The organism is Corynebacterium sp. SA-MJD20WY100 (genome assembly GCF_039822565.1).
In the GTDB taxonomy this organism is placed as follows: domain Bacteria; phylum Actinomycetota; class Actinomycetes; order Mycobacteriales; family Mycobacteriaceae; genus Corynebacterium; species Corynebacterium phoceense_A.
This window is the reverse complement of sequence record NZ_JBCJKS010000007.1, coordinates 114,436-125,356: the sequence shown is the minus strand read 5'-3', so window position 1 is coordinate 125,356 and position 10,921 is coordinate 114,436. Positions and strand designations below refer to the sequence as shown.

At 64.7% G+C, this 10,921-nt stretch carries 10 protein-coding genes; 5 read left to right on the top strand and 5 right to left on the bottom strand.

Annotation, left to right across the window (positions count from 1 at the left end; genetic code table 11):
* The coding region (locus ABJ196_RS05850; RefSeq protein WP_347305615.1) for an integrase core domain-containing protein at window positions 1-243 on the top strand (243 nt) is incomplete at its 5' end.
* A 133-nt stretch (window positions 244-376) separates the two neighbouring features.
* On the opposite strand, the gene crtI is transcribed toward ABJ196_RS05850, so the two are convergent.
* Together crtI and ABJ196_RS05840 are read right to left on the bottom strand one after the other, a co-directional pair.
* A complete protein-coding gene (crtI, locus tag ABJ196_RS05845) occupies window positions 377-1,921 on the bottom strand; it encodes a phytoene desaturase family protein (protein WP_347305614.1) in 1,545 nt (514 codons plus the stop codon).
* On the bottom strand, window positions 1,914-2,780 hold the full coding sequence (locus ABJ196_RS05840) for a squalene/phytoene synthase family protein (RefSeq protein WP_347305613.1): 867 nt from the start codon (window positions 2,778-2,780) through the stop codon (window positions 1,914-1,916). The genes crtI and ABJ196_RS05840 overlap by 8 nt, the downstream gene beginning before the upstream one ends.
* A gap of 122 nt (window positions 2,781-2,902) precedes the next feature.
* Between ABJ196_RS05840 and ABJ196_RS05835 the strand changes: the two genes are divergently transcribed.
* The 3 genes from ABJ196_RS05835 to ABJ196_RS05825 all read left to right on the top strand — a co-directional run bounded on the left by ABJ196_RS05835 (window position 2,903) and on the right by ABJ196_RS05825 (window position 7,027).
* Window positions 2,903-3,631 carry an ABC transporter ATP-binding protein gene (locus ABJ196_RS05835; protein ID WP_066491432.1) on the top strand — a complete coding sequence of 243 codons (729 nt, stop codon included), beginning with the start codon at window positions 2,903-2,905 and terminating at the stop codon, window positions 3,629-3,631.
* A 7-nt stretch (window positions 3,632-3,638) separates the two neighbouring features.
* Window positions 3,639-6,224: an FtsX-like permease family protein gene (locus ABJ196_RS05830; protein ID WP_347305612.1), complete on the top strand. Its 2,586-nt coding sequence runs from the start codon at window positions 3,639-3,641 to the stop codon at window positions 6,222-6,224.
* 179 nt (window positions 6,225-6,403) lie between these two features.
* Window positions 6,404-7,027: a DUF4230 domain-containing protein gene (locus ABJ196_RS05825; protein WP_347305611.1), complete on the top strand. Its 624-nt coding sequence runs from the start codon at window positions 6,404-6,406 to the stop codon at window positions 7,025-7,027.
* Here the strand turns inward: ABJ196_RS05825 and ABJ196_RS05820 are convergent, their stop codons facing one another.
* Genes ABJ196_RS05820 through ABJ196_RS05810 form a run of 3 tightly spaced genes read right to left on the bottom strand, consistent with a single transcriptional unit; the run spans window position 7,028 to window position 9,145 of the window.
* Complete coding sequence (locus tag ABJ196_RS05820) at window positions 7,028-7,408, bottom strand: CrcB family protein (protein ID WP_347305610.1); 381 nt, start codon at window positions 7,406-7,408, stop codon at window positions 7,028-7,030.
* A complete protein-coding gene (locus ABJ196_RS05815; RefSeq protein WP_347305609.1) occupies window positions 7,405-7,707 on the bottom strand; it encodes a fluoride efflux transporter family protein in 303 nt (100 codons plus the stop codon). Before ABJ196_RS05815 ends, ABJ196_RS05820 begins: the two co-directional genes overlap by 4 nt.
* Before the next feature lie 13 nt (window positions 7,708-7,720).
* Window positions 7,721-9,145, bottom strand: coding sequence for a sodium:alanine symporter family protein (locus ABJ196_RS05810; protein WP_347305608.1), 1,425 nt, complete (start codon window positions 9,143-9,145; stop codon window positions 7,721-7,723).
* 153 nt (window positions 9,146-9,298) lie between these two features.
* On the opposite strand from ABJ196_RS05810, the gene pgm reads away from it, so the two are divergent.
* Window positions 9,299-10,918 (top strand): phosphoglucomutase (alpha-D-glucose-1,6-bisphosphate-dependent), encoded by a 1,620-nt coding sequence (pgm, locus tag ABJ196_RS05805; protein ID WP_347305607.1) that lies wholly within the window; start codon window positions 9,299-9,301, stop codon window positions 10,916-10,918.
* The last annotated feature ends 3 nt before the right edge of the window (window positions 10,919-10,921 follow it).

The following is a 10,921-nucleotide window of genomic DNA, read 5'->3' as shown; positions in this document are numbered from 1 at the left end:
AGTGTGGGAACAGTCGGCGATTCTTATGACAATGCTCTAGCCGAAACAGTCAATGGTCTCTACAAGGCTGAACTGATTCATGCCCGGGGCCCGTGGACGTCGGTCGGAGAAGTCGAATTGGCCACCTTGCGGTGGGTGCATTGGTGGAACACCAAGCGGCTTCATGAAGCTTTGGACTACGCTACCCCACAGGAAGTAGAAACCGAGTACTATCTCACCCAGCCCATCAACACAGGGCCGTAAAAGAAGCGGAACTAAACCCAGGACGCTTCACTCTTCGGTTTGTAGACGACTCATTCACACTTCAACGCACGTAGCGGGCGTGACCATTAGGCGGCGCAGACATACTGCTGCCGTGGGGTGTCTCGCAGCGTGTCTATCGACGGAAGAACTCAGGGGAGAGCGGGGTCGCGGTGGTGTCGCCGTGCATGCGCTTGAGGACGTTCTCGGCGGAGATGAGGCACATCGGCACGCCTACGCCGGGGACGGTGGTCGCACCGGCGTAGTAGAGATTCTCGAGCTTCGAGGACACGTTCTTCCCGCGGAAGAAGGCGGATTGGCGCAGCGTGTGGGCGGGGCCTATGGCGCCGCCGTGCCACGCGTTGTAGCGTTCCGTGAAGTCGGCGGGGCCGAGCGTGTGACGGGAGACGACGCGGTCCGCGAGGTCAGGGATTTGCGCCCAGCTCGCTATCTGTTCGATGGCGGCGTCCGCAATGGCGTCGACGCGGGTGCTGGCCTGGGGGTGGTAGGCATCGCCGTGGCCGAGGGAGGCATCGGCAGGCACGGGCACGAGAACAAAGAGGTTCTCGTGCCCGGCGGGAGCGACGGTGTCGTCCGAGGCGGAGGGCTTGGAGATGTATATGGAGTGGGATGCGTCGAGGGGACGTGTGGGTTCCGGACCGTGGTAGACCGCGCGGAAGTCGGGGTCCCAGTCCTCGCTGAAGAGCAGCGTGTGATGTGCGAGTTCAGGTAAAGAACCGCGCACGCCCAGGAAGATAAGGACTGTGCCGAGTCCGGGGTCGCGGCGCGCAAAGTACGAGGAAGGGTAGGTACGCAGTTCGGGTGGCAGGAGCGCGGTCTCGGTGTGGTGGAGGTCCGCGGCGGAGACGACGGCATCGGCGGCAATGTGGCGGCCGGCGAGCATCACGCCGGTGGCGCGGCGGCCCTCGTGCGTAATCGCGGTGACGGGCTCGCCAAGGAGAAACTCGGCGCCCGAGGCGGTGTCCGCGATGGCTTGCACGAGGCCATGGAAGCCACCCACCGGGTACTTGGGTCCCTGGACCAAGTCGGTGTGGCTCATGAGCGCGTAGAGCGCCGGCGCGGCGGCAGGCTCGGAGGAGAGGAAGACCGCGGGGTAGGTGAGAATTTGGCGTAGGCGCGGGTCGCGGAAAGAACCCGCGGCGTGGCGCGCGAGGGACTGGGAGAGCAGGCGCGCGAGGAGTCCAAGTTGTGAAAGGACGTCGGGGACGAGCAACGTGCGCGGGTCAGAGAATGTCGTGTAGAGGAAGTGGGCTAGCGCAATATCGTAGGTTTTAGAAGCCTGGGCGAGGTAGGCACGAATGCGGTCGCCGGCACCGGGCTCGATGGCCTCGAAGAGGGCTGCGACATGGTCTATGCCGGGGTGGACGTCGAGGGCTTCGGAGGAAGAGAGGACGCGGTAGGCGGGCTGGATATCGCGCAGCTGCGGGCGGGGCGCGCCACAGAGGTCGAAGAAGTGGTCATAGGCCTCGGGCATGAGGTACCACGACGGGCCGGTGTCCCAACGGAAGCCGTCTGCCTCAAAGGAACCGGCGCGGCCGCCCACGGACTCGTTCTGGTCGATGACGGTGACGCGCTTGCCGTCGCGTACGAGGAGGGCAGCGGTGGCAAGGCCGGCGACACCGGCGCCAATAACGATGACGTGGTCAGCGCGGTCAGACACGAAGGCTCCTTAAAGATCGAACGAGGAGGGCTGCCTTGCGTGGGGCGGAGACGCGCACCCGGGTCGTGGCGATGGCGTCTGCGGGGGTGGCGGCGAGCTCGTCGGTGAGCTGGGAAAAGAAGTCGGTCGCGGCAGTGACGCCCAGGCGTGCGGAGGCGGGAAGCTCCGGGATGACGGCGCGGGCGGCAGTAAGGTCCGCGCGGATATCGGCGATGATGTCGTTTTTCGCAGCGTCGTTGAGAGGGCGGTCCGCGAGCATGGGGAAATAGGTGCGGCCGAGGGTGGTCGTGTCTGCGGCGAGATCGCGCAGGAAGTTGACCTTCTGGAAAGCGGCGCCGAGACGGCGGGCGCCGTCCTCGAGGACCGGGCGGCGGCTGGGTGCGGCGGGGTGGTCGGCGAGGAAGCAGTCGAGGCAGAGCAGACCGATGACCTCGGCGGAGCCATAGATGTAGGAGTCAAAGTCCGCGGGGGTGTAGCTGGTCTGTGTGAGATCGCGGCGCATGGAGGCGAAGAAGGCTCGGATATGCGCCGGGTCGAAGTCGCAGTGGCGGGCGGTGGCGGCGTAGGCGTGGAGGACGGGATCCGTGTGGAAGCGTTGGCTGGGGGCGGCGAGGACGGCAGCCTCGTAGGCGTCGAGAGCGGCGGCGAGCTCGGTGGGAGAAAGGCCAGCTTGTGAGCCGGCGGCATCGACAAGCTCATCGGCAATGCGGACCACGGCGTAGAGATTGCGGATATCGGTGCGCACGCGGCCGCGCAGGAGGTGCGCGGCGAGAGAGAAACTCGTGGAGTAGGAGGCGATGACCTGCGCAGAGGCGCGTGCGGCGGCCGCGTCATAGGCGGCGAGCGGTGAGCGAGGCACGGGCCGTAGTCCTCCTTAAAGCACACGAATTCAGGGTGGATCTTATTGTAGCGGCGAGGGCTGCGGCGGGAATCAGTAGAGTAGTACGGGCACTAGAACCTAAAACAAGAGGAGTATCCCGCATGACCGAAGCAGCAGCCCGCGCTGTGGAGCTTTTCAAGCAGTACGGCGACGGTGAGACTGCCGTGACGGCGCTTGACCACGTCAACGTCGAGTTTGCGCGCAACCAGTTCACCGCGATCATGGGGCCGTCTGGCTCCGGCAAGTCGACGCTCATGCACACCATGGCGGGCTTGGATGCAGCGACGAGCGGCTCGGCGTTTATTGGTGAGACGGATATGTCCCACTTGAACGACAAACAGATTACGGCGCTGCGCCGCGATCGTCTGGGCTTTATCTTTCAGTCCTTCAACCTCGTGCCCACGCTCACGGCAGCGGAGAACATCACGCTGCCTACGGATATCGCGGGCAAGGACATCGACAAGGCCTGGTTTGATGAGGTGACCACGCGCCTGGGCCTGGCGGAGCGCCTTACGCACCGTCCGGCGGAGCTCTCCGGTGGACAGCAGCAGCGCGTCGCGTGTGCGCGTGCTCTCGTCTCGCGTCCGGAGATCATCTTTGGCGATGAGCCGACGGGCAACCTGGACTCGAACTCCTCGGCGGAGGTGCTCTCCATCCTGCGCCACGCGGTGGACGAGGATAACCAGACCGTCGTCATCGTTACGCACGACGCGAAGGCGGCGAGCTACGCGGATCGCGTCATCTTCTTGGCGGACGGCCGGTTGGTCAACGAAATCCAGAATCCGACCATGGAAGCCATCCACGCCGTGATGGCGGAAATCGAGGGCTAGATTCTCTATGGCTAGAAAAAACACCATGCGCACGGTCTCGTTGCGCAACATCCTGGCGCATAAGCTGCGCCTGGCTCTCACACTGCTCGCGGTCGTGCTCGGCACGGCGTTTATCGCGGGTTCGTTCATGTTCACCAATACGCTCTCGGACACGTTCGATGAGGCGGTGTCGTCGACGTACGACGACGTGGACGCGGCGGTCAACGGCGAGGGCTTCAACGGGAAGACGATCGAGACGCTGGAGAAGGACCCGCACGTAGAGCGCGTCAATCTCAAGTCGAATCAGACGGTCGTCGTAGCGAACTCGGATGCCGTCGCCTTCCAGACGGGCGGCGGGACGTCCTCGCTCGTGCCGTACTACCCGGCCGATAAGGTCGTGGGCCAGGCCTACGAGGTGACCGAGGGCGCCGAGCCGCAGGGCAAGGGCGAGGTCGTTGTCACTAGCGATGCCGCAGACAAGTATGGCATTGCGGTCGGCGACCAGCTGCTCGTCGTGCACCCGGACCACCGCGACGAAGTGAAGGTCGCGGGTCTCGTCACGCCGGAAGGCAAGGGAGGCGCCACAGGTTCGTCGCTCACGCTCATGATGGCCGAGGACGCGTTCACGGAAGTCTACGGCAACGCGTCGACGCTCGCCGTGGCCGCGGCCGAAGGCACGACGGCGGACCAGCTTGTCGAGCACATTAACGCCGAATATGGCGAGGGCGGCCCACAGGACCTGGGCATGAGCGCCGAGTCAGGTGCGAAGCTCGCGGAAGAAGCCACAGAGACGATGGCTTCGGCCCTGAAGTTCATCAACTACTTTCTCATCGCGTTCGGTCTCATCGCGTTGCTCGTGGGTACGTTCATCATCGCGAATACGTTCTCGATGATCGTCGCGCAGCGTACGAAGGAATTCGCGCTGCTGCGCGCGCTGGGCGCCTCGCGGGGTCAGGTCACGCGCTCGGTCATCTTTGAATCCGTCATCGTGGGCCTTATCGGCTCCGCGGTGGGCGTCGTCGCGGGCATGGGGCTCGTGGCGATTATCAAGGCCGTGATGAATGCGCAGGGCATGGAGATGGGCTCCTCGCTGGGCCTGTCCGCGAGCGCGATTGTTGTGCCTATCATCCTGGGCACCATCGTCACGGTCGTCTCCGCGTGGGCGCCGGCACAGCGTGCGGGCGCGGTGCAGCCGGTGGAGGCCATGCGTTCCTCCGAGGCATCCACGAGCCAGCCGCTCACCGTGCGCACGTGGATCGGTGTGCCGCTCATCCTCATCGGTGTCGCGCTGGCCGCGTGGGGAATGGCATCGGATGCTGGAACGGGTGTGCGCGCGAGCCTTATCGGTGGCGCCGCGCTCGCGATCATCGTGGGCTTCTTCCTGGCTTCGCCGGCGATCTCGCTGTTTATCGTCCCGCCGCTGGGCCGCGTTGTGGGCGCGCCGTGTGGCGCTGTGGGCCGTCTTGCGGCGACGAACTCGAAGCGTAACCCGCGTCGCACGGCGGCCACGGCGTTCGCGCTCATGCTCGGCGTCGCGCTCGTCACGGCGATTGGCATGCTCGGCGCGACGATGAAGTCCTCGGTCTCGGACACAGTTGAAAATAACATTACGGCGGACTACCTGCTCTCCGGGCCGCAGTCTGGAAACTTCCCCACGCCGACGGAGACAGGCCAGCGTGCTGCCGATACCCCCGGCGTCGAGGAGGTCATTTCGCTCTCCATGGCACCGGTCACCGTTGATGGCCAGGCCTCGCTTAACTACGGCCCGCAGTACACGCAGTCGATGATGCTCGACGGCAAGCCCGCGGACATGATCAAATTTGAGATGGCCGAGGGCACGGCGGACTTCGAGGGCGATGGCTTCATCGCGTCCACGGACTTCGCGCAGAAGAACGGTTGGAAGGTCGGCGAGTCGTACCCGCTCGCGGAGGCAGACCCGGCGGCTGCAGTGGCGGGCAAGCCGGCCAAGGAAATCGGACAGGTCGAGCTCAAGGGCACCTTCGATAAGAGCCAGATCGTGCAGAACATGGTCGTCGTCTCCGAGGCGGTGCCGGCAGCGGCTCGCACCGTCAACGTCGTGGGCGTGCGCGGCGAGGATCAGTCGCCGGAGGCCCTGGAGACGTTACGCAGCGACCTCGAGGAGTCCGTCAAGGACCTGGTCGTCGTGCAGGTCATGTCCGGTGAGGATTATGCGGGCCAGGCGGCGACGATGATCGACCAGATGCTCTCCATCCTTTACGGACTGTTGGCGCTTGCGGTCATCATCGCCATCCTGGGCATCGTCAACACGCTCACGCTGGGAGTTATCGAGCGCCGCCAAGAGATTGGCATGCTGCGCGCTGTGGGATCGCAGCGCGGCCAGATTCGCACGATGATCATCCTCGAGGCTGTCCAGATCGCGTTCTACGGTGCGCTGAGCGGTGTGGTCATCGGCCTGGGCCTGGGCTGGGCCTTCCTCAAGGTGCTCGCCAGCCAGGGGCTTGACGCGATGACCATTCCGTGGGGCATGATTGCGCTCATGCTCGTGGGCTCCGGCCTCGTGGGCGTTATCGCTGCGCTGTGGCCGGCGGGCCGTGCGGCGAAGACGCCGCCGCTCGATGCCATCGCAGAATAGAGCAGCATAGAAGCCCCGCAGAAGCAGCGTAGACAAGCGCAGAAGCGGCGCCGTAGGAAACGTCCGGGTAGCAACCGCGCCGAGGGTCTTTGTAACCGGACACAGTGATGTAAAATTAAGCGCCCTGTCCCCAGTCGAGGGGGCAGGGCGCTTTCTCTATTTCCTGAAACGAAGGTTTTATGTCAACGTATTCTCCGGTGCGCCGTCGCGCCTGGGCCGCCGTCATCATCCTTGCCCTCGCCGTGGCAGGACTCGTGGCGTTTATCGTCATGGACCGCGCAGGGCGCGCCCAGGTGACGGGCGAGACGCTCAAGTCCTCCTTTGAAGAGGTCGCGGAGTTCGCGGTCGAGGATTACAGCTACAGCTCGATTGGCAAGTACGACGGAGAAAAGATGCATCTCCTCGGCGTCGATGTGCCGTGGACGGGAAAGTCTTTCATCGTGACGTACCGCGGCGCGGTGAAGGCGGGCATCAAGGACATGGAGGCAGTGGAATTCGACGTCGATGAGGACGCGCACACCGTGAAGGTCACGGCGCCGAAGGTGGAGGTACTCTCCTCGACTATTGATCAGAGCAGCGTTGAGCAGTATGACCAGTCCATCAACCCGTTCAACCAGGTGCAGGTGGGCGACGTCTCTGAGTTCATGAAGGGCCGCGAAGACGACGGACAGAAAGAGGCTGTCAAGGCCGGCCTGCTCGACCGCGCGGAGAAGCGCGCCGAGGATCTGCTCGTCTCGCAGGTCAAGGCCACGCTGGGCGCGGCCGGCGCGGGGGACTACGACGTCACCGTCGACTGGAAGTAATTACCAGCCCTGCACAATGCGCGTGGCCCAGATGGTGCCGCGCCAGGCGGTCACGAGTCCCACGGCGAGCGTGAAGAACGCGTAGGTGAGGAGCCTCCGGTACTGCTTGGATGCAAGCATGTCGCCGAGCTCACGTGCGAGCGTCGACCAAGTTGAGAGGCCTCCGGCGAAGCCGACGGCGAGGAAGGCATAGGCGGGGGAGGAGGCATCGGCAAGCCAGGCGTGCTCGCGGAAGAAGCCGACGGTGAGCCCCAAGGCGAGGGCGCCGAGCATATTGGCCACGAAGGTGCACACGGGGGAGGGGAGCACGCGGGTCAGGCCGTAGCGGCCTGCGCCGCCGAGGAAGCCGCCGGCGGCGACGGCGAGGATGCTGACAATCATGCGCGCGCCCTGCTTCCCAGTAGATAGGCGCCCACGCAGCCCACGAGCGTGGCCGCGACATACGCGGCGGCACGTGCCGGGCTCATCTCGCCGGTGAGGAACGCGAACGTCGCAAATGACGTGAATCCGCCCAGCACGCCCGTGCCCCAAAACGGTGCGGGCTTGAAGTAGCCCATGAGCGCCGAGCCCATGATGTTGATTGCGAGGAGGATGGCGGCGCCGGGGAGGAGGGCGGACAAGAGAAAACGGGCCACGGCGCCGAGGGCGGCGCCGGACCCGACGAGTGCTGCTTCACGCATGCAGCGGAGTCTACTACTTCCAGTCCATGTGCTGGGAGCGGACGAACTCCTGGACCTCCTCGACCGGTTTGGACAGCTTCGGGTCGAACTTGAGGTAGGCGCGCGTCTCGCGAGCAACGAGACCCGAGAGGATGAGCAAGCCCACGAGGTTCGGCAGCGCCATGAGGCCGTTGGCCATATCGGAGAAGGACCACACGACGTCGAGCTCCGTGACGGCGCCGAGGAAGACGACGATGGTGAAGATCATGCGGTAGGGGACGGTGCCGTGGCGGCCGACGAGGGACTCGAGCGAGCGCTCACCGTAGTAGGACCAGCCGATGATGGTGGAGAACGCGAAGAAGATGATGGACACGGAGACCACCGTGCCGCCCCAGTGGCCCGGCAGCGCTGCGGCGAAGGCATCTGCAGTCATGGTGCCGGCGTTCTCGCGGCCCTGGTCCCACACGCCGGAAACGACGATCACGAGGCCCGTGATGGTGACAACGACGATGGTGTCGATGAAGGTCTGCGTCATGGAGACCAAGCCCTGGCGCGCCGGGTGCGGGGTCTTCGCCGCGGCGGCGGCGATGGCGGCGGAACCCATGCCGGACTCGTTGGAGAAGATGCCGCGGGCGACACCGAACTGGATGACCTGGATGATGGCGGAGCCGGTGAAGCCACCCACGGCTGCGGTGCCAGTGAAGGCGTCGGTGAAGATGAGCGACAAGGCATCCGGAATCTGCGCCACGTCGACGATGAGCACGGTGATGCCGCCCAGGATGTAGACGACGATCATGAGCGGCACGAACGCTGAGGTGATTTTGCCGATGGCCTGGATGCCACCGAGGAGCACCGCGCCCAGCGCGATGAACATGATGACACCGGAGAGCACCGGAGAAACACCGAAGGCGGATTCCATGTTGGTGGCCACCGCGTTAGCCTGCGTGAGGTTACCAATGCCGAAGGAGGCGAAGACCGCGAAGATGGCGAAGAGGAAGGCAAGGATCGTGCCCAGCGGGCCCGGGATGCCGCGCTTCAGGTAGTACTGCGGGCCGCCGGACTGCTCGCCCTTGGCGTCCGTCGTACGGAAGCGCACACCGAGATAGGCCTCCGTGTACTTAGAGGCCATGCCGACGAGGCCGGTGACCCAGATCCAAAACAGCGAGCCGGGGCCGCCCACGGAGATAGCGGTGGCCACGCCCACGATGTTGCCCACACCGACCGTCGCGGCAAGCGCCGTGGTGAGAGCCTGATAGTTAGAAATGTCGCCTTCGGTCGAGTCTGAGTCGGAGTTTCCGTCGATGAAGGCATGGCGCATCGCGCGGCCCAGGGTGCGGAACTGAATGCCGCCCAGTCGAATGGTGAGCCACAGGCCCGTACCCAGCAATAGCGGGATAAGGACGAAGGGGCCCCAGACGACGCCGCCGATGGTGTCGAAGAGAGTCTGCAGCGAATCCATGGCAAAGAAACTACCGGGCGACAGGTAGTCGCGTTGTCGTTTCGCGGACTGACCCTTAAACGGGGGTAGATTTTCCCTGCAATGTCCAGCGCGACGGGGGAGGATGGAGGAGACAACCTCATTCGCCTTTCCCATGAAAAGGAGTCCTCACTCATGGCCCACGAGCGCGCCGGGCAGCCGGCTCAGCCTTCTGATCTTATTGACATCGCGTCTGTCGTCACCGCCTACTACTCGCTGCACCCCGATGTTGCGGTCGCCGGCCAGGAAGTCGTGTTTGGCACCTCTGGCCACCGCGGCTCCTCGCTCGACCATGCCTTCAACGAGGACCACATCCTGGCGATCACCCAGGCCATCGTCGACTACCGCACTCAGGAGCGCGTCACTGGACCGCTTTTTATCGGCCGTGACACGCACGCGCTCTCCGAGCCAGCCATGGTCTCCGCGCTCGAGGTGCTGCTCGCCAACGGCGTCGAGGTCATGGTGGATTCCGCCGGCCGCTACACGCCTACCCCGGCCGTGAGCCACGCCATCCTTACCCATCCGGGCTCCGACGGCATTGTCATCACCCCGTCCCACAACCCGCCGCGCGATGGCGGATTCAAGTACAACCCGACCAACGGCGGCCCTGCCGGCGCCGAGGCCACCGATTGGATTGCGGGCCGCGCCAACGACTACCTGCGCGCCGAGCTCGAGGGCGTGCAGCGCACCCCGGTCTCCGGCGTCCTCGATGAGCGCGCTCACGCACATGATTTCCGTGCCGAGTACGTCGCGGATCTCAAGAATGTGGTCGACATGGAGGCCATTGCGAAGGCCGGCGTGCACATCGGCGCGGACCCCATGGGCGGTGCCTCCGTGGATTACTGGCAGGTCATCGCGGATGAGTACGGCATTAACCTCGAGGTCGTCAACCCTGAGGTGGACGGCACTTTCCGCTTCATGACGCTCGACACGGACGGCAAGATCCGTATGGACTGCTCCTCGCCCAACGCCATGGCCTCGCTCGTGGCCAACCGCGACAAGTATGACATTGCGACGGGTAATGACGCAGACTCGGACCGCCACGGCATCGTCACCCCGGACGCGGGCCTGATGAACCCCAACCACTACCTCGCCGTCGCCATCGACTACCTGCTCCAACACCGCCCGGGCTGGGACGAGAACGTCGGAATCGGCAAGACGCTCGTCTCCTCCTCCATGATCGACCGCGTGGTCGAATCCCACGGCCGCCGCCTCGTTGAGGTCCCCGTGGGCTTCAAGTGGTTCGTGGACGGCCTTATCTCTGGCGAGATTGGCTTCGGCGGCGAGGAGTCCGCTGGCGCGTCCTTCCTTCGCTTCGATGGTTCCGTGTGGTCCACGGATAAGGACGGCCTCATCCTCGACCTGCTGGCCGCTGAAATCATCGCCGTGACCGGCAAGACGCCCTCCCAGCGCTACGCCGAATTGGCCGCCGAGTTTGGTGCGCCCGCCTACGCGCGTACCGATGCCCCCGCGAACCGCGAGCAGAAGGCCGTGCTCAAATCCCTGAGCCCCGAGCAGGTCACGGCGAGCGAACTCGCCGGCGAGCCGATTACCGCCAAGCTCACGGAGGCCCCTGGCAACGGTGCCGCCATCGGTGGGCTCAAGGTTGTGACGGAGAACGCATGGTTTGCTGCGCGCCCGTCTGGTACCGAAGATAAGTACAAGATTTACGCGGAGTCCTTCCTTGGAGAAGAGCACCTCGCGCGGGTTCAAGAGGAGGCCCAAGCTGTGGTTTCCCAAGTTTTAGGAGTTTAGGCG